We start from the raw sequence: 25,905 nt of genomic DNA, 5'->3' as shown, positions 1-25,905 counted from the left end.
CTTCATAATTGAGTCGATAAAGACACAGTATCTTAAATATCGTTAAGGTCAATCAAATTATAACAATTAATCAATTACCACCAACAATATCAACTCAAACATATAACCTTATTTTGAGTCATATTCACTCTATTAAGTGATGATACGGAAGATAGCACCGTTAGCTGTCGGCCCAATTAGTTTAGATGACTAATGTGGCGAATAATCTATTAAACCAAGCTTTAACTGAGTTATTACTCATGCAATATTAAGTAACATTTTTACCAAGGGATTTTCAGCTCGCCCTCTTGCCATAGGGGGTATTCTTCCGCCATCATAAATTCTGCTAAAAAGTCTAAAACAATAATAATAGGACCTATCTATGCGTTCGATTTTACCTCTTTGTGTACTCACCTTGCTGAGTGCTTGCAGCCAACATCCAAGTAATATAAGCAATCCAAGCGATGTCACCTTCGATGAAGCTCGCTTTCGCCAAGACATTAAAACCCTTGCTTCAGATGAATTTGAAGGTCGCGCTCCGACGACAAAGGGTGAACAGCTGACACTGGATTACCTAAGTAATGCGTTCACACAAATGGGTTTAGAGAAACCAAACGGCAAAGATTACCTCCAGGCTGTACCAATGGTGAGTTATACCGCATCGGAGCAGCAGGTAATTCGATTGGGAGAGCTGCAGCTTAAACATCGACAAGATGTGGTTTTAGGCAGTCGTCATGATATTGCTAAGGTCGATATCAATAAGGCACCGCTGGTATTTGTCGGATACGGCATTAACGCGCCAGAGTATCAATGGAACGATTACCAAGATATAGATATGCACGGAAAAATAGCAGTGATCCTAGTCAATGATCCAGGCTTTTCACGGCCCGATTCAGGCAAGTTTAACGGTAAAGCCATGACCTACTATGGTCGCTGGAACTATAAGTTCGAGGAAGCCAGTCGCCAAGGCGCCCTAGGCGCTATTATCATTCACGATACGAAGCCAGCTTCTTATCCTTGGTCTGTTGTGGAGAACAGTTGGAGCGGCGCTCAACAAGATCTAGTTCGTAGCGAACCCGAACAAACGGAGCGGGTAAAAGTCGAAGGTTGGATCACCTATGATGTCGCCACAGAGCTATTTGATAGATCAGGTTTGTCATTAGCAACGATTTCTGACCGTGCTGCCGCCAGCGCCATCAATCTACCACTGAACCAAACCGCCTCTATTGCCTTTGAAAATCAAGCGGAGTATGCCAATAGCTACAATGTCGTAGCGACCTTGCCCGGTAGTAGCCGTCCAGATGAACATATCCTATTTACCGCTCATTGGGATCATATTGGTGTCGATGCCAGCAAAGATGGCGATCAGATCTACAATGGTGCCCTAGATAACGCCTCTGGCACCGCCGGAATATTGGAAATTGCACGCCAGTTTGCCGAGCAAGCTAACAACGGCCATCCACTCGCCCGCTCGCTGACCTTTATCGCCACGACAGGCGAAGAACAAGGACTATTAGGTTCTCGTTATTACGCAGCCAACCCTATCTACCCTCTCGATAAGAGCGTGGCGGTATTTAACTTAGACAGCACTAATATTTACGGTCGTACCACCGACTACACCATCGTAGGCAAAGGTAAATCTGAGCTAGAAAACTATCTAGTAGACGCCCTCAAGAGTCAAAACCGCACCGCTAAACGTGAGAAATATCCCGAATCCGGCGGTTTTTTCCGCTCAGATCATTTCAGCTTCGCCAAAGAAGGGGTACCCGCCGTGTTTGCAGGGGGCGGTAGTGAGCCTGTAGACGAGGCTACCGCACAATATAAGGCACAGATGAAACTGAAAATGAAAGGCTGCTATCACAATGTCTGTGATGAGTATCGCGAAGATTGGGATCTATCTGGCGCGCTGGAAGATCTCGCCATCTTCTACCAAGCCGCCTTCGTATTAGGTAACAACCGCGACTGGCCCGGCTACTACAAAGGCACAGAGTTTAACGCACTGCGCCCAGCACAAGAAAAACAGCCAAACCAACAAAGCGTCCAGAAGAGCAAGCAACTCACCAACTTCTGACGAACAATGAAATAATGTTTTCCAACACGCCGACTCACACATTACGAGTCGGCGTTTTTTTTGTTATCCCTTAATACAATCAGCTGCAAACTTCTCCTAACGGTGGTTATTTCGTTCAGTATTCAATCTAAAAGCTGAAATTTTTCGACTAATTCTGCCAAAGCAGTTTTAAACGGTTGTCATTGATAATTCTCCAATCCCTAACGTACTTAAACACCTTCAAAATAAACAATCCACACAAAACCACACTAAAAATTAAATAAAACTTATTTTTTAAACCAAAAAAACAGAACTTACACCAGTGAAAACACAAAAATACAGACGATTCATCAAAAACAAGTTTGAATTATTAAATTTTCGATGGCAGAGTAATACTCAATTGAGTTTAAGACAGAATTTTTTTGGAGTGACCTATGTGTTCAATTTTTGCAATTTTAGATATTCAATCTGACGCGACGCCACTGCGCCAAGTCGCTCTAGAGATGTCCAAACTTCTACGCCATCGCGGCCCAGATTGGTCTGGCATTTACAGCAGTGATAAAGCCATATTGGCTCATGAACGTTTGGCCATCGTTGATATCGAGCATGGCGCACAGCCACTACTTAGCCAAGATGAATCTATCGTATTAGCCGTCAACGGTGAGATCTACAACCACAAAGAACTTAAGGCCGAACTTGGCGATAAGTACAGTTACCAAACAAACTCAGACTGCGAAGTGATCTTGGCACTATATCAAGAATACGGCACCGAGTTTTTAGATAAGCTCAACGGTATTTTTGCCTTCGTACTTTACGATAAGGCGCGTGATACCTACCTCGTTGGTCGCGACCATATGGGAATTATCCCGTTGTACACTGGCCGAGATGCTGAAGGTAACTTCTACGTTGCATCAGAGATGAAAGCACTGATGCCTGTGTGTAAAACGGTAGAAACCTTTACCCCTGGTCACTATCTTTCTAGTGAACAGGCCGAGTTATCGCATTATTATCAACGTGACTGGCGCGAATTTACCGCAGTGCAAGATAACCCTGCCAGCGCTGAAGAGGTACGAGAGGCACTGGAAGCTGCTGTTAAGCGCCAGTTGATGTCTGACGTCCCCTACGGCGTATTGCTATCCGGTGGACTCGACTCCTCTGTGATTTCAGCTATCACCCAAACCTTTGCTAAGCGCCGCATTGAAGATGATGGTGAGAGCAACGCCTGGTGGCCACAGCTTCACTCATTTGCCGTTGGCCTCGAAGGTGCGCCAGATTTAGTCGCTGCACAAAAGGTTGCCGATGCTATTGGCACCATTCACCACGAGATCACCTTTACCTTCCAAGACGGTATTGATGCGATTAAAGACGTAATTTATCACCTTGAAACTTACGACGTCACCACCATCCGCGCTGCAACGCCGATGTACTTGATGGCACGTAAGATTAAAGCCATGGGCATTAAAATGGTGTTATCAGGCGAAGGTGCCGATGAGCTATTTGGTGGTTACCTATACTTCCATAAGGCACCGAACGCTCAAGCTTTCCACGAAGAACTCGTGCGTAAGCTAGACAAGCTACACCTATTCGATTGCCTACGCGCTAACAAAGCGATGGCAGCTTGGGGTCTTGAGGCTCGCGTACCTTTCTTAGATAAAGAGTTTATGGATGTGGCGATGCGTACCAACCCTGACGCAAAAATGTCTAAGAACGGCAAGATTGAGAAGCACATTTTACGTGAGGCCTTTGAACACAAATTGCCTAAAGAAGTAGCTTGGCGTCAAAAAGAGCAGTTCAGTGACGGTGTTGGTTACTCTTGGATCGATGGTCTTAAAGAACACGCCGCAGAGAAGGTGGACGATCTACAATTAGCCAACGCTAAGTTTAGATTCCCATACAACACGCCTGAAACCAAAGAAGCCTACTTCTACCGTACTTTCTTCGAGGAGTTGTTCCCACTGCCTACTGCAGCAGAAACAGTACCTGGCGGTAAGTCGGTTGCCTGCTCAACTCCTGAAGCCCTTGCTTGGGATGCGAGCCTACAGGGGATCATCGACCCATCGGGCCGCGCGGTGCAATCGGTACACGACAGCGCGTACTAGCCAGAGTAGATGAGTCATAGTAGCCTAGTTAAGAAAGCCACTCTTTTGAGTGGCTTTTTTTTATATTAAGCGACTGAAATACAAGGCTCTGCGTTAATTCATCGCCTTAAAATAGTGCTGATTAATATCTACCACCTCAATAGTGACACTCGAGACCGAAGAAGTGATAAGCGCAATGGCATCATACACTCGCTCAAGCAACAAAGACTTCTGCTCATCGCTGCGGCCAGGCATGATAGCGATATTAAGATGAATAAAACTTGCCTCATCTGATTCGCCCACTTTGAAAAATTCACAGCTATGCGCACGGGTTTTGATAGCCTGAGGTTCAAATAACTCTGACTCAACAAGGCCACGATGACACGCGGTCACTAGGGCTTCCATCGATAAAACATCGGCTAATGGTGCGGAATACTCAATCGTACAATGGGGCATATGCAACTTTCTCATTGCTAGTGATAAAGGATAATAGGCGTTTATTCAGACCAGACGGCATATTCATTACCATTAGGATCGAGAAAGTGGAATCGCCGTCCACCGGGAAAAGAAAAGATAGCTTTGCAGATCTTTCCTCCCGCTTGCACAACGTTAGCTTGTGACGCTTCGAGCGTTTGAGAGTAAATCACAATTAATGGGCAGCCTGCTCCCGTGGTAAATGACTTGTCACTAACAAAGAATCCCCCCGTAATACCCACATCGACAAAGCAACTGTAGTCAGGGCCGTAATCGACAAACTCCCAACCAAAGACTTGATTAAAAAATGTCTTAGTCTTATCGAGCTCCCTAACAGGGATCTCCAGATAATTAATACTATGATGTTGAGTTTGCAGCATATGTCACTCCTGTGAAGCCGTTTTCATTCCACCCTTTGGTGATTAAAACATATCCAACTACAGATAACAGCACCTAGATAAATGGATTACTCATGACACTTAATATCAAACCTCAAGTTTCTCGGTATAAAAAAGGGAGCCTTAGCTCCCTATTTCATATATTTTCATCATTAACGATTTAGCCTTGAATAAGCGCTGCCGCTAAACCTATCAATCCACCAAACACGCCGCCCCAGACGACTAACCAACCAAGGTGCTCTCGGATCATCTCCTGCACTATCTCTTTAACAAGTTGTGGTGTTAACTCATCGAGTCTTTGAGTCACAATCTCTTCAACTTTGGCACGCATATCGGCAATCATATTGGGTTGCTCAAGTTCGGCTTTTAGTAACTCGTAAAAATCATCACCTTGGGCTATTTCACTCAAGGAACTTTTCATTTTTTCAATGAAAGGTTCACGTAGTGGCGTTATGGCATCAGTGCCGCCAAACATAGCCAACATACCACCAAAAGAGGATTGCGACACAGTGGTAACAAGTGCATCAAATGCAGGTGAAAGATCAATTTTCTCAATAACAGGCTGCAGATTTAACTGCTTTTCCATGCCGCCTTTCTCAGATAGGAAACGATCAATATTTTCCTCAGTAAAAAACTGCTTCATCATAAGATGAGCAATCGCCGCTTTAAACTCCTCAAAGCGTGAAGGCACGACACCTGAGCCATATAAGCCCGGCACCTTTTCAAACAGCATATGGATAGCGAGCCAGTTGGTCACTGCACCCGATAGCGCAAATAACCCCACTGTTAATACGATCGGCAAGGCAAAAAAATAGCCCACTGCAACAAGAATGGCAGCAAGCAAATTGGTGATAACACTCTTATTCAAGCTAATTCCCCAGAGCAAAATTGAAAACGCGCTATGGTATCAATCAAGAAAGACCCTAGGCAATAGGCTGACTGTTATCGATTTAGCTTAACGCTACAAATTGCTCATTAAACACACAACAAGGCCATCAACAAGAGTGATATCTAACCATTTGTTTTAAAGAAGGTTTCCCCTATTAAGCCCCACACACCATTTATCGGTAACAACTATTTTCATAAAATAAGCCAAAACCATATGATACAAGGCCCATTTCAATGATAATAAGGCTAAAATTGAAATAGGTGTATCACACTTTAACAGGCTCACACTAAGCTTCCGTTAAACCGATAAACACTCTGCCACATTTAATTCGACGAAGGTCAGTATGTCTTTTATCAAAAATTTACTTAAACCTATACTCAATGGCTATCAGCAGCGCCCTAGATACCAGCGCATGCTCATCATACTTTCTGCCATTTACTTTAGCTTTACCGCGCTTTTAGGTCTTTTAGTTCCCTATCTTGTTGTTAAGCAAGTGCCTAAGCAACTATCTGAATTACTGCAGCGACCCGTAACCTTAGAGCAAGTAAAGATTAATCCTTTTACCCTAGAAGTCGCTATTGATAACTTCGAGCTTCACGAAACCAATAACCAGCCCTTTATCGGCTTTAAGCAACTCACATTTGAATACCAATTTTGGGACTCGATTTTTAATGGTGCATTTAGCGTTGCCGACATCACATTATCAAATCCAGCAATTAATGTTGAGCGTATAAAATCACCGCAAACCTTGCGCTTTAACTTCTCAGATATTATCAGCACATTGGCGAGTCGTACCAAAGAGAAAACCAGCGAGGAGTCAACAAAAACAACTGTCATTCCGCATTTTATCATCTCCAACCTCGCTATCGTAAATGCCGACTTAAGCTTTATAGATCAGGTCACTAATAGCCAACTACACTACTCAGATCTAAACCTTAACGTTAAGTTTTTCGATTCAGAGTACGCCATAAAAACAGCGCTAGAAAACTTAGGCGATCAACAAAAAACCAATCACTACTCGATGAATGTAGTCGGCCGTCAAGGTGGTAAAATCGCAACTCAAGGTCTAGTCCAGCTAGCTCCCCTTAACATTGTCGGCGATGTGCAATTGAACGACATACGGCTGCCACAGTTCTGGTCGTTTATCTCTGAACATTTCGCGCCTGACCTTACCTCTGGACGTTTGAGCCTATCGAGCAATTATCAGTTACAGATGCAAGACGACAAACTCGAAGTCACCACCGACCTTGGGCTAGTCAAACTCGATGATATTAACTTTGATTACCAGAAACAGTCGATAATCAAGCTGCCCATGATTGCTCTTAAAGGCATCGCCTTCAATCTACAACAGCAAACAGTTACTGCAGAAACCTTAGATACTAATGGCTTGGTGCTTAATGCTAAAATTAATAAAGACGGCGTCAATCTTGCCACGCTATTCACACCATTAGGTGAATCAGGCGCCCCAGCGCACAAAGCTAACACAACTCCCACAACACAAGCAGCAACCGACACAAGCGACAACCAAGGCCAAGAGCAAAGTAAAACCAGCTGGACGGCTGTGCTTAAGGGGATCAATCTTAAGGATTATCAAGTCAACCTCACTGAGCAGCTGGTGACCAAAAACACCCTTTGGCAGATAGACGACATTGAACTCATCACTGGTGCAATAGAGGCAAGCCTTGCCAAGCCCATAGACTATCAACTGTCGCTCAACATCAACCAAAAGGGGGTTGTTAAATCTAGCGGCAGCATAGATACATTAAAACAGTTAGTGAGCGCCAAGGTATCTGTTGCCGAGTTTGCCCTGCCACAAATACGTGACTACCTGAAACCTTATGTGAATATCGAGCTTAAACAAGGTGACTTCAATACTCAGGGGGAGCTGGTAATCGATGCTAAAACCGAGCAGTTAAGCTATATCGGTAACCTAGCGATTAACGATCTACTGATTAAAGATACTGTGCAGAAAAAAGAGTTACTCAAGTGGAAAGCGCTAGAAGTCAACCACTTAGCATTCGACAAGCTGGATAGCCGCCTCGAGATCGACCACGTAACCCTTAACCAGCCCTATGGTCGTATCATTATCGCCAAAGATAAGAGTACCAATATCGGTGATCTGATTGTTAAATCTGCTGCAGACCCAAAGGAGCAAAAATCCAAAGCGGTCACAGCCCGCGTTTCAACGAAACAAATCAGTGAAAACGTTCAAGCTCAGGCTCAGAAGCCTGCAGCTAAACCATTGGCATTAACTATCAACAAAATCACTTTTAAACAAGGCTCAACCTTCTTCGCCGATAACTCTTTAACGCCTAATTTTGCGGCGAGTATTGTGCATTTAGACGGTCAGATCAGCAAGCTCTCCTCAAACAGTAAGCAAACCGCATCGGTGGATATCACAGGTAAAATCGATCGCTACGCACCTGTTACCCTAAAAGGCGATATCAACCCATTACTTGAACAGCCCTACTTAGATTTAGACCTTAGCTTTAAACATCTAGAGCTCACCTCAGTCAACCCCTACTCTGGCACCTACGCAGGCTATTATATAGATAAAGGGCTATTATCACTCGACCTTAACTATAAACTCGATAACAGCCAGCTCGTCGGCGAAAATCACTTAGTCATCGACCAACTAAAGCTCGGTAAACCTAGTGATAGCAGTCTAGCTACAACCTTACCAGTCACCTTAGCCATTGCCCTACTGCAAGACAGACACGGTGTGATTGATCTTGGCCTGCAGGTTTCCGGGGATGTTGACGATCCAAGTTTTAGCATAGGCAGCATAGTGATGACCGCCTTTACCAACGTGATCACCAAAGCGGTAACCGCGCCGTTTAGTCTGCTCGCTAATTTGCTTGGCGCCAATGAAGGAGAACTCGATAAGATCAATTTTGCAGCAGGCAGTGCGACTCTTGATGGTACAGAGCAGGAAACCTTAGACAAATTAGCCAAAGGACTGAATGACAGACCTATGCTTACCCTCAATATTGAGGGTGGCGTTAACATGCTTAAAGACAGTCACGCACTCAGTGAGCAACAGCTTAAGCGTAAAATAGCCCAAACTGCTAAGCTTGATCTCACTGCGCTTCCAGCAGTTCTTTCACCAAGTAGCTTCCCAACATCAGGGCCGCTATCTGATGCACTCATTAAACTCTATGAAACTGAATTTAGCAGCTCGGCTCAGGCTATAAAAGATAAAATAGCAGCAGAACATCAAGGGAAAGAGAAGCTAACCGATGAACAACTATCTCAGCGTTGGCACATAGCCCTGTATAACTTTACTTTAGGAGCCCAGCGTGTCACCGAAGAGGCTCTAGGAAAGCTAGCACAAACGCGCGCAACAGCAGTCAAAAGTTACTTAATCGAAAAGGAACATATCGCACCACAAAGAATTTTCCTGCTCGATAGCCGCGTGGAGCTTAATACAGGCGCAAGCCAAGCTTTGCTAACCTTGTCAGCAGCAAAATAAACTTATCTCAGGGCTAAGCATACAAGCCACAGAAGGCACACTTATGTTAGTGTGCTTTTTTATGCTTAAAAATAGCGTCTTTTCTACTTTTGTAATTAAACTGAATTAATACCAATCGGTATAAGCTTATGCACAAATATCCATGAAATATGGATTTAATTCATCTCACTGGTAAAACGTTCAAAGGAGTGAACCATGAAACTCGCCCTACTGAGTGACCCTAGTACCAAAAATGGCCAAATGGCGCTTAATGTATTACTCCAATCACTCGTAAAGGTCGACAAACACTCGCCGCTAAGGGTTGGCTATATTGCATCACAGCCCGACCCACATCGAGAATTCTTTCAACAAGCTCAGCAAATGTATCAAGTGCTCGGTGCCGAACTCAGCGTTTATCTCGAACTAGAGGCTGGATTTTCTCAAAGTGCTCTTGATCACTTGTTAAGCTGCGATGCCATTCATCTATCTGGTGGCGATACTTACCGCTTCTTAAAGGGTCTTAAACATAGAAAGCTGCTACCAGTTCTGCGCCAATATGCCATTAATGGCGGTGGTCTTGTCGGCGTCAGCGCAGGAGCGATGATAATGACCCCCTCGATTGCCAGTGCCAGTCTCTGTGGCGATATCAACCACTGTGAACTCGATGATTTAATTGCACTTAATCTAGTGGACTTTATGTTTAGCCCCCATATTAACCAAGCACTACTACAGAGTGAGCGATTTCAACAACAGTTAGCACCATTCAAGCAGCAAGTCTGTTTATGCCCAGATGATGCCAGTCTGCTATTAATTACTGATAAAGTTGAACAACTCGGAGATTGTCAGTGGCATTTGCAGTAAAAATGAAAACGGTTATTTACTCAATACTTTCAACCCTGTAACACTTGAGTTAAAATCTGCGCGAGTATCAATATATCAGAGGTAGTTAATGTTTATTATTCGTTGGGTATTAGGCCGTATCATTTTGTTTTTAAACTTTGTTTTTGCACCTAAAAAACTAAAGCGCCCACAAGAAGAGCAACAAAGAATCGACAACGCAACCAGTAACATGACTATTTACGAGTATAGGGCGTGCCCGTTTTGCGTTAAGGTTCGTCGCTCACTGCGTCGCCAAGGCTTAAACATCATCACACTCGATGCTAAGCAAGAGCCGCACAAAAGTACATTACTAAATGGTGGTGGAAAGTTGCAGGTTCCTTGCATGAAGATTGAAGAAAATGGTCAGTCTACTTGGATGTATGAATCATCAGAGATCATCAACTTCCTCGATAAAAATTTTGCATAAGCAAAGCCTAGTTTAAGCAAAAGGCAGCATAAAAATGCTGCCTTTTTCATATCAATTAAACCCGACTTCACTCTATATCAGGCCCACTCTGCTATAAACTACCTAGCATTCGTCGGCGCAGTCAGTACGGCCTTGCCTAAAAGGTGCTGATAGATATTGTATCCCGCCAGCGCAGCAGTTCCATTTTCTGGTAATTCTAGATGGGCAACGTCTAGTGCATAAACCGTGACTTGGTAATTATGTGGTGCAGCACCTTCAGGAGGGCAGCCACCACCAAAGCCTTTAAAGCCGAAGTCATTAGAGACCATACTTGCCCCTTTAGGAAGATTCGCCCCTCCCTCTAGACCCGAGTTAGCAGGCAAACTCTGAGTGCTTGCAGGCAAGTTAACAACCATCCAATGCCACCAGCCGCTACCAGTAGGCGCATCAGGGTCATACATTGTCACAGCAAAACTTTTAGTCCCAGCAGGGACATCACTCCAACTGAGCTCAGGAGAGACATTCTCTCCTGTACAACCCCATTGATTAAATAATTGGGCATTTTTAAGCGTCTTACCTTCAGTGACACTGGTACTATTTAGCTCTATCGCCTGACTAGAAAATGCAAATAAACTACATGCAGCGAATAACACGACTTTATTGAATCTCATATATTCTACCTATATTGATTTGATTAATGTCTACGTCACTATGCTATAAGCATAGTAGGAAAAATGATAGCGCCCTTATAGTTTAAATTGCCATAAACACCTAACCAGCAAGAATAAAATAACGACTTAATATATCATTTACCGATATTAACCTGCACCTTTAGAGTATAGCCACATCTTTGATTGCGCAAGATAGTGTTCCAAATAGTGATTATTTGACGGAAACCAAGCTATGTATTATAGCTTTAGAAAAGAATAATTTCGGTACTCAAGGATGGAGTAATCAATTTGAAATGTTCAAAAAAGGTCCCAGCACATTTCTTGTAAAGGCAAGCTTCCGGCACACTTCGATTGCTATATCGCGCTTGGCATAGACAAGGTCATGAAAGCCAACGCCTTACCTAATGACATCGGAATAAAAATAGCCACATCACTCATCGAAAAATTAAATGCAGCCTACTTCTATGGCCAAGTTCATTGAAACCTTCAACATAAATCGTCTACTAGAGGGCGAATACTCGATCGACTCATCATGGATAAATTTGAGGGGTACCACACTCAGGTTATTGAGATGATTTCGAGAAAAAAGCATAAAGCCCGGCGCATTGGCGAATCATTTGATGTTATTCCTCGAGGAGAGTGTCTCGATCTTTTCTTATCTTTGCTCAAAGAACACTGTATGGGCACGGAGCAAATTAAAAAATACTCCCAAGATATTGACTTGTTAGCTCTGAGTTTTTCCGAACAGACCAGGATCCATTGGGAGCGGCTATATGCTAGCGATGAGTATGAAGCCTGCATGTCGGAGTTATTTTCGACAATTTTCCATCACCTTATCGATAGAAGCGTACCGAGCCCCACACTAAATACAAAACTAAATGATAAATACCAAGCCGAAAAGAACAACAAACTACTACGCCATATGAGCAAGCTGTGGTTAAACCAACATAACGACTACTCAATATAAGATCGTAAGTGATTATTCTATTACATTATACCAATCAGTATAAAGATTTGGTCGCTCAGCGAGAGTTTAGCGGCACTGAGACAAGGTAATTAAATGCTCCTGCATTAATGACATTCACCACATCTGACCTCCATGGATGGAGGAAATGTCTTATGTATGTCTGGAACATACAAGACCATGTGGTTTGCAACGAGTGAAGAGCATAGTTATTCTACGTTTAAGCTCCCTCTTGTTCCTTAAGAGTCACAGTATCAGAGCCGCTAAAACTCGCCATTCTGGAGCGTTTTTAGCTGCCTACTTCTGCGTTGAACAACTTCACAAGGGAGCAACCATTCTTTCAGTTATTCGCCTTGAATTAGTTTGCCAAAAACGTTCTGAGTAGATCAACTTCTTATACTGATTGGTATTACTCATCATCTGGGCTCATCGCTTCTTTGATCTCATCACTGCTAAACCCTTTACGGGATAAGTAGGCGTAGGCTTTAGACTTTTCTTTATAGTCCGATAAGTCATAACGCTTTTTAGTTAACTCATCTTTGCAGCTTTGATAAAAATCGACTTCACCTACGAGTGTCAATTGGTGCAAAGTGTCTTCAAAGTCGCTCAAATCGATCTGTCGCTGCTTAAGCTCCTGCTCAATCAAAGTTTGCCCTTTGCCTTTGTTATGTAACTTGATTATTTCACGGCTTAAGTCGACTTTATCTGCCTTGATGGCCAATTTACTACGTAGCGTGTCACGCATCGGATGTAGTGATAAGGCGTGCTCAATCTCTACTCGAGAAAAACCTTTTGTGGTCATCTGAGCGTAGACTTTCTCTTTATTAGTACCATGAAAGTTATCATATCGACCAAGGAGTCTAGACGTTGCCATCTTATAACTATCGATATTTTGCTCATCCATCACCCGCTCTATCGCGCAGTCAATCTCAGTAAGGGATACACCGCGCCGTTGTAACTTGCGCCTTATTGCGCCGGCCCCCAACTCATGACTAAAAGCCAGCTCGCAATAGCGTACAGCAAAGTCAAAATCATTTTTTAGATAGCCACTCTCTATCAGCCTCGCGAGTACCGTATCGATCCACTCTTGGTTTTCGGTTTTTCGCTCAAGCTTGCTGCGAATTTCATTAATGGTGAAGTCTTGCTGGCTCAGATGCCAATAGGCACTATTAAATACATTATCGATGGTTTTGGCTTGACGTAGTGGTGGGCGCTGCATAACAAATTGAGCTTAAATTGAAAAATAACCAGAGCCAGTGTAGCAGAATACAGCTCTCTTAAAGAATAAAGTGTAAGGAATAAGAGGGAAGAATAAGTCTGAGCTAACAGCTTAGTAGTAACAGGCGCCGAATTAACCCTAACTCAGCGCCTATTTACAAAAGACTAGCTCACCTTATTGATCATGCCTTTGAGTACTATGTCGTGGTAACTTACCAAACCGGCTATCTTACCGCTCTCTATCACTGGAGCCTTGGTAATGCCGAAACGCTCAAATAGCCGCGCACTGTAACGCACATCCATCGTGCCGGGGACACATAGTACAGGCTTGACCATGATCTCATAAACGTTGACTCTCTCGGGCGATCTATCCTGCGCCAGCACCTTCTTGGCAATGTCACTCATCAATACCATACCGAACTCATCATCGGCATGGCGCTTATTAACAAACAGCACATTCACCCTGCTTTTCACTGCGTGTTCAATGGCCTCAGCCACGGTTTGCAGGCCATCGATCATGGCGTAATCTTGACTCATGACATCATGATTTCTTACCAGATTTTCAGTCTTCATATTTGATCCTCAATATCATGAGTTAGTTTTTGTACTTGGTGGGCAACCCCTACGGCGTCTTCCACATCAATTTGAATGGCAATACCTTTACCCGAATCACTATCAAAGCCGCCCACTTCACTGACAGTTTCTAAAATCGCTCGACATAGGTGCTCTTCAACCAGTAGCAGCACCACATCACGCTGCACGTCTAAAGACAGACCCATAAAGGTTTTCTGTTTATTCAAACCTTCACCGCGCGCATGATTAATCACAGTCGCTCCCGTCGCTCCTTTACTGCGTGCAGCATCAAGAATCGAGTCGGTACAGGCGTCATCAATAAACACCAAGATCAGTTTAAAGCGCATTATCTCGCTCCTTTTGGGTTTTATTCTTAAGTTCCACTAACTGGGCATAGCCCATCACAGTGATCATCGGAAATAAGCTGGCAAAGGCGATAAGGCCAAAGCCATCAATTAACGGGTTACGACCATCCACATTGGTGGCAAGCCCCAAACCTAAGGCTGCCACTAACGGCACGGTTACGGTGGAGGTAGTCACTCCACCTGAGTCATAGGCCAGTGGCACTATGGTTTTAGGCGCGTAAAAAGTCTGGATCACCACCAATACATAGCCCGCCATAATGTAGTAATGAATAGGATCGCCCACAACGATACGAAAACAGCCTAATGCGATACCAAAGGCAACACCGATAGCCACCGAAATGCGCAAACCCTGAATGCTGATGGTGCCACCAGAAACCTGATTAGCTTTAATGGCAACCGCAATCAAGGATGGCTCAGCAATGGTTGTACTAAAGCCTATCGCCGCCGCAAAAATATAGACCCAATAATAGTCCTGCCAGCCATTAACGGTATTTTCAAGATCATCTTCATGGATAAACTCATGGGAGGTGAGCTGCTCAGCCATACTCTCACCTATCGGAAATAGCGCCATCTCAAGACCCACTAAGAAAAAGCTTAGCCCTAAAATGACATAGACAAAGCCAGCAGCTACGCGGCGCCAATTCGCCACGGGTCTTCTCAGCACGCCAAGCTGAAAGCCAAATAGAATGATCGCAATGGGGACAACATCACGTATGGTGATCAGCAAAGTATCAAGCAGTTGCTGCAACATATCCATTAAAGCACTCCCATTAAAGCACCAGCATTCCGTAGATAAGCACAAAGATCATCGGCATTAAGCTAGCAAACGCTATCAAACCGAAACCATCAAGCATGGGGTTGCGCCCTTTAATCACCGTTGCCAAACCCACACCAAGCGCAGTCACTAAGGGCACGGTAATCGTAGATGTCGTCACCCCGCCCGAGTCATAGGCGATACCTATGATGTTTTCTGGGGCAAATGAGGTCAAAATCATGACGATGATATAACCAGAGATAATCAGATAATGAATAGGCCAACCTTTTAAAATTCTGACCACCCCAAGTAAAATTGCCAGCCCGACCGATAACGCAACCGTAAGTCGCAACCCCAAAGCGTAGTCATCCATTGACTCTTCAGTAGGTGTTATCGCCCCCGCTTCTGCAGCAACCTCTGCCGCCTCATTGGCCACCGCCGTTAATGCGGGTTCGGCCAGCGTGGTGCCAAAACCAAGAGAGAAGGAAAAAACTACCAGCCAAAAAACACTACCTTTACGCGCTAAGGCATGTGCTAAAGACTCACCGATGGGAAACAGCCCCATTTCGAGACCAAATACAAAGAAGGTTAAACCGACAACAATGAAGACAAGACCGATAAGAATCGACAACAGATTATCTGGCGCTTGCTGTAGAACAAATACCTCAAAGAAGCAGACCACCAAGATTATCGGGATCAGATCTTTAAAACTATTAAACAAGGCTTTGAAAAGCTGATTAATTGAAGCCATAGTCACTCCTTTGGGGCCACATTTTCAGTTTGCCAAAACCAGCAAAAACCACAACAAACAATTAACAAACATTGCAATAAATTTGAGTTAGATCAAGCCTGACCTTGCTGACACGAGCCTAAACGCACGTTTGCTAAGTAGAAGATAGCAGTGCGCTTAACGAAAAAAGTGGCCACTGGATATATTACATCATGCCCGTCAGCTCCTTGATTGGCGTATTATCGCCCACAGAGTTTAATTAACAGGCTGATTGCTACAAACACCTAAACTCAATGAGCAGATTTTTAGCAAGATCCACTCAAAAAACATTAAAATCACGCTAGAAAGATGGAATTAGAAAAATATTTTCACTCTATTAGTGAAAATCAATCAAAAACAGAAATATTCGATTGACAGCTTTCACCCGCAAATGTTTTTATATAGCCACTGAAACAAACAAGATGAATTTTTAATGACACAGTTTATTACTTTCCAAAACATTAATTGGTGGTGGCACTTCCCAAATTAGCGGGTAGTGTGGAACTGTGTGCTCAGAAAACTGAGTCAAGATTCAACAAGAAAGCCCGCATACACTGCGGGCTTTCTTGTATCTGAGCGATAATAAAATAAGCAAGAAGAGAGAAAACCCGAAGCGGCAGGCTAGAAAAGTGAGATAAAACAATGAACAATGCAGTACCCTACAAGGCAGGAGCATAAGCATGGAACACACTATCGCTAAGGTTATCACCCAAAAAGAGGCGCTGGCGTATCATGACGATCCACTTTGTCTATACCAGCATGTGACTCAAGATGCCCCTCACACCATGCTGCTAGAGTCGGCTGAAATTGATAGCAAAGATCACCTAAAGAGCATCGTGTTGACCCACGCAGCAATGATGATCCGCTGCAGTGGCTACCAACTTGAATTTAGCGCGTTAACAGACAACGGTAAGACACTACTCGCGCCAATCAAGTTCTTCTTCAAACAAGGCTTTCCAGCAACAGAAATTAAGCATCATAGTGGCTCAAGATTAAGCCTAACGCTTCAAAAAGAATCTAACCAGCTAGATGAAGACGCTCGCCTAAAGTCAACCTCGCCTCTCGATGGTCTGCGCGCGCTGGTTAAGTACATTCGCTGCGATGAAAGCCCCGAGTTTGAAGATCTGTTTTTAGGTGGCGTACTCTCCTACGACTTAATCGATACTGTCGAGCCACTGCCAAGCGTGCCAGAAGGTGATAACACCTGCCCTGACTATCTATTTTATCTCGCCGAAACCCTGATTCTTGTGGATCATCAGCAGCAAAGCGCTGAGATTGTGACTCATCAATTTATCGAGCCGACACAAACAGCCTCAAATCAGGTTAAACATCAGCTCACCGAGCGCATGGCCGAATTACAACAAGCCTGCCACTCATTAGCGCCCATTGCAGAGCTGGTCGGTGTTGATGCCGAGACTCAGGTGAATATTTCAGACCATGACTTTAAAGATACGGTCAATAACCTAAAAGAGCACATCATCGCTGGCGATATTTTCCAAGTGGTTCCATCGCGCAGTTTCAGCCTACCTTGCCCCAATACATTAGGAGCCTATCGCGCACTGAGACTGACAAACCCAAGTCCTTACATGTTTTACTTTCGTGGCGATGACTTCACACTGTTTGGCGCGTCACCTGAAAGCGCCCTTAAATATGAGGCAAAGAGCAACCAAGTAGAGATCTACCCGATTGCTGGGACACGTAAACGCGGCAAGAATGCTAGTGGCGAAATCGATTTTGATCTCGATAGCCGTAACGAGCTTGAATTGCGCCTTGATAAAAAAGAGTTGTCAGAGCACATCATGCTTGTGGACTTAGCTCGTAACGATATCGCTCGTATCAGCCAAAGTGGTACTCGTAAAGTGCCAGAGCTATTAAAAGTGGACCGATACTCCCATGTGATGCACCTCGTTAGCCGTGTTACCGGGCAACTTCGATTCGATTTAGATGCACTGCATGCCTATCAGGCTTGTATGAATATGGGCACCTTAACCGGAGCACCTAAAGTCAGTGCGGCTCAACTTATTCGCAGTGCAGAGAAAACACGTCGCGGTAGCTATGGCGGCGCGGTAGGCTACCTCAATGGCCTTGGCGATATGGATACCTGCATTGTTATTCGCTCAGCCTTTGTAAAAGATGGCATAGCCTTTATTCAAGCGGGCGCAGGCGTAGTATTTGATTCAGACCCTCAGGCGGAGGCCGATGAAACTCGGCAAAAGGCCCAAGCGGTTATTTCAGCCATTAAGATGGGAGGTGGGCTATGAAAATCTATCTGTTAGATAACTTTGACTCCTTCACTTACAACTTAGTGGACCAATTTAGAAGCCTAGGTTACGAAGTAGTGATCTACCGCAACGATGTCGATGCAAACTTTATCGCTAACAAATTACTCAATGAAACCGTACCCGCGGCGTTAGTGCTGTCACCAGGTCCCGGCGCGCCCCATGAAGCGGGCTCGTTAATGGCTTTGATTGAATGTGTAGCTGGCAAGGTGCCCATGCTGGGAATTTGCCTTGGACATCAGGCGTTGGTTGAGCATTATGGCGGCAAAGTGGAGCGCGCAAAACAAGTGGTTCATGGTAAAGCAAGCCCGACTTTTCATAATGGTACAGATATCTTTGCAGATCTCCCCACACCACTTCCGGTTGCCCGTTACCACAGCTTAGTCGCGACCCAAGTACCCGATTGCCTAGAGGTCATTGCGACCACTGAAGAGATGCCAATGGCAATCATCCACAGACAAGATAAAGCGGTGGGATTTCAGTTTCATCCGGAGTCAATTTTAACCACTCTAGGTAGCCAGCTTTTAGTCCAAAGCTTAGATTATCTTTCTCGCGCATTAGCGAATAACTGCCACGATAACGAAAAAGGATAAGATGATGAGCCAAACACAAATCAAGCCTACACAAGCCCTTATCGAATCTCTTTATTGCGGAGAGAGCCTATCTCGAGCAGAAGCCAAATCATTATTTAGCCAGATTATTCAAGGTGAAATGAATGAAGTGACTATGGCGGGTATGCTGGTTGCAATGAAGATGCGCGGCGAAACGATCGACGAAATATCTGGTGCAGCCGATGCACTTAGAGCGGCAGCGAAAGAGTTTCCAGCACTAAATAGCGCTACAGCGAACCAAGGCATCGTCGATATCGTTGGTACAGGCGGTGATGGCCACAACACTATTAATATCTCTACCACCGCCGCGTTCGTTGCTGCAGCGGCTGGCGCCAATGTCGCTAAACACGGTAATCGCAGTGTATCGAGCAAATCAGGTTCGTCAGACTTATTGGCTCAATTTGGCATCGATTTAACCATGGCGCCAGAAACCGCCCGCGATTGCTTAGACGAGTTAGGCTTGTGCTTCCTGTTTGCACCTCACTATCACGGCGGTGTTGCCCATGCAGTGCCAGTACGCCAAGCGCTTAAAACCCGTACCCTATTTAATGTGCTTGGTCCACTAATCAACCCATCACACCCTGACTTTATGCTGCTAGGCGTCTATAGTCCTGAGCTAGTCGCACCAATTGCACAAGTGGTGAAAGCCCTTGGTATTAAGCGTGCGATGGTGGTTCATGGTAGCGGCCTAGATGAAGTCGCGCTGCACGGTGATACCTTAGTACACGAGTTAAAAGAGGGTGAGATCAGCGAGTACCGTATCACCCCCGCGATGCTTGGCGTCCCAATGGCAGAGCTTGCTGATTTAGAAGGTGGTGCACCAGAAGAGAACGCAGAGTACACCCGCGCCATACTTAAAGGCACAGGAAAAAACGCCCATATGAATGCTGTCGCCATTAATGCAGGCTGCGCCCTGTATGTTGCTGGCATTTGTGATGACATAAAGTCAGGCACAGCCTTAGCATTAGAGACAATAAAGAGCGGTAAAGCTTACGAATTATTAACCCAACTTGCTAACGCTAGCCAAGCTGGCAAAGGAGCTTAATGTGAGCACAGATCTACGAGAAACTACGGTGGCCAAAGAAAGCAACGTATTAACCAAAATTGTTGATACTAAAGCGGCTCATATCGCCTCTCTGAAGCAACGTTTTCCTGAAGCAAACCTTACCCCTAAAGTGTCTGACAGAAGTTTATTTGATGCCCTTAAAGCCCCCAATGCTGGGTTTATTTTAGAGTGCAAAAAAGCCAGTCCATCTAAAGGCTTAATTCGAGATGTGTTTGATGTCGATGCTATCGCCGATGTCTATAACCGCTATGCAGCGGGCATCTCGGTATTAACCGATGAGCAGTTCTTCCAAGGAGACATGGACTATATTCCACGAGTGCGCGCTCGCGTGACTCAGCCTATCTTGTGCAAAGACTTTTTCGTCGATGAGTATCAGGTCAAGCTTGCCGCTCACCAAGGTGCAGATGCGATTCTATTGATGCTATCGGTACTGGATGATGCAAGATATCAAGCTCTCGCGGCACAAGCGACTAACTATCAGCTGGATATCTTGACCGAAGTGAGTAATGAAGCAGAGCTGAGCCGCGCCATTGCGCTTAATGCCGCCATTATCGGCATCAATAACCGCAACCTTCGCGATCTCTCGACTGATCTTGCTACCACAGAAACGCTTGCCCCCCACATCCCGGCCGACAGAGTGGTGATCAGTGAATCGGGTATTTATAACCAAGCCCAAGTTCGCCGCTTAGCGCCATTAGTCGATGGTTTCTTAGTGGGCAGCTCATTAATGGCCGAAGACGATCTCGACCTTGCGTGCCGAACTCTGACTTTTGGTCACAATAAAGTGTGTGGCCTGACCCGTATCGAAGACATGCTCGCTGTTGCCAAAGCTGGCGCCGTCTATGGCGGACTCATTTTTGCAAAAAAGTCACCACGAGCCGTGACAACCGAGCAAGCACAAGAGTTAGTCAAACAGCTAAAACAGAGTGGCACTAAGCTCAATCTGGTTGGGGTATTTGTCAATGAAGCGGTCGACGTTATTGCAAGGCTCGCCGTTGATTTAGATCTGTTTGCAGTGCAGTTACACGGTAAAGAAACGGCCCTTGAAATTCAGCAGTTAAAGGCCATTTTTGCAGAACTAAACTGCCAGACTCAAATTTGGAAAGCGGTTGCAGTAAGTATCGATGCTGAGGGCAATAGCGGCGATGAGCTTGTTATCCCACAAGGCATTGATCGCATCGTATTTGACAGCAAATCAGACGGTCAATTTGGCGGTACAGGCCAAACCTTTGATTGGCAAAAAGTACTGCCAAACCGAGATGCTGCGCTACTTGCTGGCGGCTTAAGCCCAGCAAATACAGTACAAGCAGCAGCCCAAGGCTTTTACGGCTTAGACTTTAACTCTGGCCTTGAGCAAAGCCCAGGGATAAAAGATGTAAACAAGATTACAGAAGCATTTAAGTTACTACGCCAATACTGATTATGACGCCTTGTTTAACCTAAGACTAGGCAAGTAAAGATAATAGAATATCGCCACAAACTAAGAACAGATGTGGCAACAAATCGAAGATAAAGGATAATACAATGAGCAAGTTAAATCCCTACTTTGGGGAATACGGTGGTATGTACGTACCACAAATTTTAATGCCAGCCCTTAAGCAGTTAGAAACCGCCTTTATCGAAGCGCAAGAAGATGAAAGCTTTCAGACGGAGTTCACCGAGCTATTAAAGAATTACGCAGGTCGCCCAACGGCTTTGACGCTAACCCGTAACTTAAGCCCTAACCCGTTAGCCAAAATCTACCTAAAGCGTGAAGATCTACTTCACGGCGGCGCCCACAAGACCAACCAAGTATTAGGCCAGGCGCTACTGGCTAAACGCATGGGCAAAAAAGAGATCATCGCCGAAACAGGCGCAGGACAACACGGCGTTGCCACGGCACTTGCCTGTGCTCTTCTCGGCCTTAAGTGTAAAGTATATATGGGCGCTAAAGATGTTGAGCGTCAATCGCCAAACGTCTTTAGAATGAAGCTGATGGGCGCGGAAGTGATCCCTGTTACCTCAGGCTCAGCCACCCTAAAAGATTCTTGCAACGAAGCGATGCGCGACTGGTCTGGCAGCTACGATAAGGCTCACTACTTGCTTGGCACTGCAGCGGGGCCGCATCCATTTCCAACGATTGTGCGAGAGTTCCAACGCATGATTGGCGCAGAAACTAAGAGCCAAATTCTAGAACGTGAAGGTCGTCTGCCTGATGCGGTTATCGCCTGTGTGGGCGGAGGCTCAAATGCCATCGGTATGTTCGCCGATTTTATCGATGAGGAAGAGGTTGCCCTCATTGGTGTGGAACCAGCAGGAAAAGGCATCGACACGCCAATGCACGGTGCGCCGCTTAAGCACGGCAAAACCGGTATTTTCTTCGGTATGAAAGCGCCACTGATGCAAGACAGCGAAGGTCAGATAGAGGAGTCATACTCAGTATCTGCAGGTCTTGATTTCCCATCGGTAGGCCCACAGCATGCTCACCTTGCTGCTATTGGCCGTGCTACTTACGAGTCGGCAACCGATGATGAAGCACTCGAAGCCTTCCAGCTGCTCGCACGTTCTGAGGGGATTATTCCAGCGCTTGAGTCTGCTCACGCCTTAGCATACGCAGTCAAGCTTGCCAAAGAAGCAACCAAAGAGACCCTGTTAGTGGTTAACCTATCGGGTCGCGGTGATAAGGATATCTTCACCGTTGCAGACATCCTTGAAAATCAAGAAACTGAAAACCAGAACAGCTAGGAGAGTGGCAATGACTCAACGTTATCAGGCAGCCTTTGCCGCCCTAAATGAGAAAAACCAAGGTGCATTTGTGCCATTCGTGACCTTAGGCGACCCGTCACCTGAGCTATCGCTCAAGATCATCGATACCTTAGTGGAGAACGGCGCCGATGCCCTAGAGCTTGGCTTTCCATTTTCCGATCCTTTAGCCGATGGTCCGGTGATCCAAGGGGCTAACCTACGCGCCCTAGCCGCCGGTACTACGCCATCTCAGTGCTTTGAGATGCTAGGCACTATTCGCGCTAAGTACCCAGAGCTGCCTATCGGCCTGCTTTTATATGCAAACCTCGTGTTTGCCAACGGCATCGATACGTTTTACGCCAAATGCCAAGCCGCTGGCGTCGACTCGGTATTGATTGCCGATGTGCCAGTCGAGGAAGCCGCGCCCTTTATCGAGTCAGCCAAAGCTCACGGCGTATGCCCAATCTTTATCGCGCCGCCAAATGCCGACAGCGAGACCTTAAAGCAAGTGAGTGAAAAAGGCGAAGGCTACACTTACCTGTTATCACGGGCAGGAGTTACCGGTACTGAATCTAAGGCGGGTATGCCAATTGGTGACATTCTCAATCGACTAAAAGAGTTTAATGGCGCGCCGCCATTACTCGGTTTTGGTATTGCTGAACCGTCTCAGGTCAAAGCCGCTATCGCTGCTGGCGCTGCTGGTGCGATCTCAGGTTCTGCCGTGGTTAAAATTATCGAAGCCAATAAAGACAATGAACAGGCCTTATTAAGCGCTCTCGGTGAATTTACCCGTAATATGAAAGCGTCGACGGCTCGCTAAGTAGTTCGAACTACAGATAAAAAAATAGCGCCTTAGGGCGCTATTTTTATTTTTAAGCTTGATTCATTAACCGATTACTTCAGCATCTCATTAGCGCGAATAACCTGAGCGCGATAACCAGTAGCAAACATATCGTGGCTATCGATATTGATGCGAACCGCAGGCTCTGTTTCGCCATATCGATGCTCAACCAGAATCGACTGCACCTTACCTGTGGTGTCATCCATCTTCAGGTTGCCGTAACCACCGCCTAAACCAAACAGACCTGCAGAGGCAAAGTAACTCATCATGCTGTCTTTATCGGCTTGGTATTTAACGATAGAGGTCACGGGTGAGTAGCCTTCATAACCAAGCTCATCTTTACCGTATTCCCACACTTGCTGCACCGTCATATTTTGCTCATCGATTTTATACTCGACTGAACGAGAGTACTTCTCAGTAGCAAACATCGGCTGGCCTAAATCGCGGCCATCACCGTTATCGAACACAGTTAGAGTGCCCTTCTCTGGCACTAAGTAGGCGGTGTGTGATGTCCAGCTAAAGTCAAAGTCTTTATCCTGACATGCGCCCTTCTCATTACACCAAATTGGGTCACCTTCTGGGGTAATAGGTTTGAGCAATTTATCTTGGAACTTCTCGCTCCAGCCCTTTCTGGCACTTAAGATCCACTTAACTTGCTTATCACGGCCAATCTTAATTACCGCCGACTGATGACGTGAACTGATGATAATGCTGTCGTCACTTGGATCGTACTCAATCGAATTAACATGGGCCCAGTTACGACCAGTTGCTACACCGTGAATATCACCGTATGGCGCGTTGGCCAAGTCTGCCTCTGTGGTTTGATGACCCGCATCGTCAAGGTTGATATTTAAGCAGACCGCGCCAGCATCGAGAGATAAAAGCGCCGCGTCACGCATAGGATCTAAGATAGTGTTCAGATCCCAATAGTCCACCAGCTTACCCGTGTTATCTACCTCGATAATTTGATCACGAATAGTGTTCACCAAGCGGCCATCAGCGGTGCGGTAATCTTTAGCGGCGGCGCGAATAAACACGTTTCCGTTGGCCCCCTCAATGCCCTCGTGTGACGCATCGATAAAGTTACCCGGTAAGTTATGTTCAGAGATCATGCGTCCCATGATCGACATCTTCTTCCAGCCTTGGCCCTGTACCCACACCATGTTGCCATCTTTTGTGACATTCATGCCCATGGCATAGCCTGCATTGTCATAGCTTTTCGCGTCATGGGTGGTGTAAGGGTTCATATACCAGCGAATATCACCCGCTGTATCAATAATGAAGAACCCTGGTTTACCATCCCAAGAAAATGCTCCCGGCGCATCGACATTGTTATGCATCAGCGGCGCGGCTTTACCGTCGGCATTAGTCCAGTTTACAAAGTACAACCTGTCTTTAAAATCTGCATCGACATGCTCAACTTCAACCAGTGGCGCTTTAGCCCACTGACTTTCAGAAAAGCCCATATCAATATCGGGGGTTAGCATTTTATAGTCGTGGGATTTACGCTCACCATTCTCCGTCCACTTAACGGTAAAGTGGTTCATAAACGCTGGATAAAGACCAAAGATGGGTACCCCACCCTCATCCATCACCCGCATATCATCGACTTGGTAAGTCAGACTCACGCCATCTTCATCATTGGCATGTACGGTGACTTCAACGGCCGAAATAGTATGACCTGCGAGAGTCACTAAGGCGGTAAGCGGCGCATTTTCATATGGGTTATGAATGAGATAACCTAACGGCGCGCCTTCAACAGGCTTTGGCTTCATGCCATCAATAGAAGCAAAAGCTTGGGTGCCACACAGACTAAGGGATAAAGCTAATGCAGGTAGCAGTAAAGAGGGTTTAGACATTTAATTGATATTCTCAGCGAGTCAAAAACTGAGGCCGATTATAATCGGCAAATTCAATTAAAATAGTAATCTGATTAACACTATAACGAGTATATTTTGAGTTTGATGTAAGGATCACGCTTTCGTCATCAGCCCCGTGCATAAAGAAACTTTTACAATGGCAGATTGTCCTTCACCCATAAAAAATGACAGTTTACTTATCATCGCTATCCATGGTGATATTATGCTTTTTGGCGTACCACATCGCCATTGGTACTTCGATAATCAGATACACAATCAAGGTGAACCAGAACCAATTAACATCCAGTAGCAACAAGCTAAACTCTTGGCCTGAGCCCCAATATTTAATCCCAACCAGAGTTAACACAAATGCAGAGATGGCGATATCACACCAAAGCAAGCGATTAATATTGCTACCCGCAACTTTGGGGTAGATAGACAGATAGCTAACCACCACAACCACGGCAATAAGTGCAACAATCGATAATTCCGCCGCTCCCATATTGACAACTCCTGTATATTCAAAGCAATAACCCTTTGGCCTAAAAGGGTTTCCAAGCTTTATTAAACCATGTTCGCGCTTGAAACACAGTAACGGCTTAAGTAA

Annotated in this window: 23 protein-coding genes; 12 read left to right on the top strand and 11 right to left on the bottom strand. The window is 45.3% G+C overall.

Annotated features, from left to right (window positions below; translation table 11 throughout):
• Positions 1-361: 361 nt before the first annotated feature.
• Both JMA39_RS01395 and asnB read left to right on the top strand, forming a co-directional pair.
• On the top strand, positions 362-2,050 hold the full coding sequence (locus JMA39_RS01395; RefSeq protein WP_202720052.1) for a M28 family metallopeptidase: 1,689 nt from the start codon (positions 362-364) through the stop codon (positions 2,048-2,050).
• A 413-nt stretch (positions 2,051-2,463) separates the two neighbouring features.
• A complete protein-coding gene (gene asnB, locus JMA39_RS01390; protein WP_202720051.1) occupies positions 2,464-4,128 on the top strand; it encodes an asparagine synthase B in 1,665 nt (554 codons plus the stop codon).
• 93 nt (positions 4,129-4,221) lie between these two features.
• On the opposite strand, the gene JMA39_RS01385 is transcribed toward asnB, so the two are convergent.
• The 3 genes from JMA39_RS01385 to JMA39_RS01375 form a co-directional block, all read right to left on the bottom strand.
• Entirely contained in the window at positions 4,222-4,563 is a 342-nt protein-coding gene (locus JMA39_RS01385) for a 5-carboxymethyl-2-hydroxymuconate Delta-isomerase (RefSeq protein WP_202720050.1), read from the bottom strand.
• Between the two features lie 41 nt (positions 4,564-4,604).
• Positions 4,605-4,961, bottom strand: a complete 357-nt coding sequence (locus JMA39_RS01380; RefSeq protein ID WP_202720049.1) for a VOC family protein — start codon at positions 4,959-4,961, stop codon at positions 4,605-4,607.
• A gap of 178 nt (positions 4,962-5,139) precedes the next feature.
• On the bottom strand, positions 5,140-5,847 hold the full coding sequence (locus JMA39_RS01375) for a DUF445 domain-containing protein (RefSeq protein ID WP_202720048.1): 708 nt from the start codon (positions 5,845-5,847) through the stop codon (positions 5,140-5,142).
• 364 nt (positions 5,848-6,211) lie between these two features.
• Between JMA39_RS01375 and JMA39_RS01370 the strand changes: the two genes are divergently transcribed.
• The 3 genes from JMA39_RS01370 to JMA39_RS01360 all read left to right on the top strand — a co-directional run bounded on the left by JMA39_RS01370 (position 6,212) and on the right by JMA39_RS01360 (position 10,625).
• Positions 6,212-9,340 carry a DUF748 domain-containing protein gene (locus tag JMA39_RS01370; protein WP_202720047.1) on the top strand — a complete coding sequence of 1,043 codons (3,129 nt, stop codon included), beginning with the start codon at positions 6,212-6,214 and terminating at the stop codon, positions 9,338-9,340.
• A 195-nt stretch (positions 9,341-9,535) separates the two neighbouring features.
• Positions 9,536-10,180: a Type 1 glutamine amidotransferase-like domain-containing protein gene (locus tag JMA39_RS01365; protein WP_202720046.1), complete on the top strand. Its 645-nt coding sequence runs from the start codon at positions 9,536-9,538 to the stop codon at positions 10,178-10,180.
• Positions 10,181-10,268: 88 nt separating this feature from the next.
• On the top strand, positions 10,269-10,625 hold the full coding sequence (locus tag JMA39_RS01360; RefSeq protein WP_202720045.1) for a glutathione S-transferase N-terminal domain-containing protein: 357 nt from the start codon (positions 10,269-10,271) through the stop codon (positions 10,623-10,625).
• 98 nt (positions 10,626-10,723) lie between these two features.
• Here the strand turns inward: JMA39_RS01360 and JMA39_RS01355 are convergent, their stop codons facing one another.
• The gene (locus JMA39_RS01355) at positions 10,724-11,275 is read right to left on the bottom strand and encodes a YbhB/YbcL family Raf kinase inhibitor-like protein (RefSeq protein WP_202720044.1); all 552 of its coding nucleotides are present in this window, start codon (positions 11,273-11,275) and stop codon (positions 10,724-10,726) included.
• Between the two features lie 532 nt (positions 11,276-11,807).
• Here JMA39_RS01355 and JMA39_RS01350 point away from each other — a divergent pair.
• Positions 11,808-12,242 (top strand): hypothetical protein, encoded by a 435-nt coding sequence (locus JMA39_RS01350; RefSeq protein ID WP_237732526.1) that lies wholly within the window; start codon positions 11,808-11,810, stop codon positions 12,240-12,242.
• A gap of 406 nt (positions 12,243-12,648) precedes the next feature.
• Here JMA39_RS01350 and JMA39_RS01345 read toward each other — a convergent pair whose 3' ends face one another.
• From JMA39_RS01345 to JMA39_RS01325, 5 genes are all read right to left on the bottom strand, one after another.
• Positions 12,649-13,458 carry a RecX family transcriptional regulator gene (locus JMA39_RS01345; protein ID WP_202720043.1) on the bottom strand — a complete coding sequence of 270 codons (810 nt, stop codon included), beginning with the start codon at positions 13,456-13,458 and terminating at the stop codon, positions 12,649-12,651.
• Positions 13,459-13,622: 164 nt separating this feature from the next.
• Positions 13,623-14,030 (bottom strand): CBS domain-containing protein, encoded by a 408-nt coding sequence (locus JMA39_RS01340; protein ID WP_202720042.1) that lies wholly within the window; start codon positions 14,028-14,030, stop codon positions 13,623-13,625.
• Positions 14,027-14,377 carry a P-II family nitrogen regulator gene (locus JMA39_RS01335; RefSeq protein WP_012276765.1) on the bottom strand — a complete coding sequence of 117 codons (351 nt, stop codon included), beginning with the start codon at positions 14,375-14,377 and terminating at the stop codon, positions 14,027-14,029. The genes JMA39_RS01340 and JMA39_RS01335 overlap by 4 nt, the downstream gene beginning before the upstream one ends.
• Positions 14,367-15,152, bottom strand: coding sequence for a DUF1538 domain-containing protein (locus JMA39_RS01330; RefSeq protein WP_202720041.1), 786 nt, complete (start codon positions 15,150-15,152; stop codon positions 14,367-14,369). Before JMA39_RS01330 ends, JMA39_RS01335 begins: the two co-directional genes overlap by 11 nt.
• Before the next feature lie 13 nt (positions 15,153-15,165).
• Positions 15,166-15,900, bottom strand: a complete 735-nt coding sequence (locus JMA39_RS01325) for a DUF1538 domain-containing protein (RefSeq protein ID WP_202720040.1) — start codon at positions 15,898-15,900, stop codon at positions 15,166-15,168.
• 698 nt (positions 15,901-16,598) lie between these two features.
• Between JMA39_RS01325 and JMA39_RS01320 the strand changes: the two genes are divergently transcribed.
• The 6 genes from JMA39_RS01320 (at position 16,599) to trpA (ending at position 23,418) form a co-directional block, all read left to right on the top strand.
• On the top strand, positions 16,599-18,179 hold the full coding sequence (locus JMA39_RS01320) for an anthranilate synthase component 1 (RefSeq protein WP_202720039.1): 1,581 nt from the start codon (positions 16,599-16,601) through the stop codon (positions 18,177-18,179).
• Positions 18,176-18,790 (top strand): aminodeoxychorismate/anthranilate synthase component II, encoded by a 615-nt coding sequence (locus JMA39_RS01315; RefSeq protein ID WP_202720038.1) that lies wholly within the window; start codon positions 18,176-18,178, stop codon positions 18,788-18,790. The genes JMA39_RS01320 and JMA39_RS01315 overlap by 4 nt, the downstream gene beginning before the upstream one ends.
• 4 nt (positions 18,791-18,794) lie before the next feature.
• The gene (trpD, locus tag JMA39_RS01310) at positions 18,795-19,853 is read left to right on the top strand and encodes an anthranilate phosphoribosyltransferase (protein WP_202720037.1); all 1,059 of its coding nucleotides are present in this window, start codon (positions 18,795-18,797) and stop codon (positions 19,851-19,853) included.
• Position 19,854: 1 nt separating this feature from the next.
• Entirely contained in the window at positions 19,855-21,294 is a 1,440-nt protein-coding gene (trpCF, locus tag JMA39_RS01305; protein WP_202720036.1) for a bifunctional indole-3-glycerol-phosphate synthase TrpC/phosphoribosylanthranilate isomerase TrpF, read from the top strand.
• Between the two features lie 104 nt (positions 21,295-21,398).
• Positions 21,399-22,598 carry a tryptophan synthase subunit beta gene (gene trpB, locus JMA39_RS01300; RefSeq protein WP_202720035.1) on the top strand — a complete coding sequence of 400 codons (1,200 nt, stop codon included), beginning with the start codon at positions 21,399-21,401 and terminating at the stop codon, positions 22,596-22,598.
• Between the two features lie 10 nt (positions 22,599-22,608).
• Positions 22,609-23,418, top strand: coding sequence for a tryptophan synthase subunit alpha (gene trpA / locus JMA39_RS01295; RefSeq protein ID WP_202720034.1), 810 nt, complete (start codon positions 22,609-22,611; stop codon positions 23,416-23,418).
• A 74-nt stretch (positions 23,419-23,492) separates the two neighbouring features.
• Here the strand turns inward: trpA and JMA39_RS01290 are convergent, their stop codons facing one another.
• Together JMA39_RS01290 and JMA39_RS01285 are read right to left on the bottom strand one after the other, a co-directional pair.
• Entirely contained in the window at positions 23,493-25,298 is a 1,806-nt protein-coding gene (locus tag JMA39_RS01290; protein ID WP_202720033.1) for an aryl-sulfate sulfotransferase, read from the bottom strand.
• A 193-nt stretch (positions 25,299-25,491) separates the two neighbouring features.
• Positions 25,492-25,800: a hypothetical protein gene (locus JMA39_RS01285; RefSeq protein WP_202720032.1), complete on the bottom strand. Its 309-nt coding sequence runs from the start codon at positions 25,798-25,800 to the stop codon at positions 25,492-25,494.
• Between the last annotated feature and the right edge of the window lie 105 nt (positions 25,801-25,905).

The organism is Shewanella schlegeliana, from assembly GCF_016765635.1.
GTDB lineage: Bacteria > Pseudomonadota > Gammaproteobacteria > Enterobacterales > Shewanellaceae > Shewanella > Shewanella schlegeliana.
This window is presented reverse-complemented; position numbering and strand designations above follow the sequence as displayed.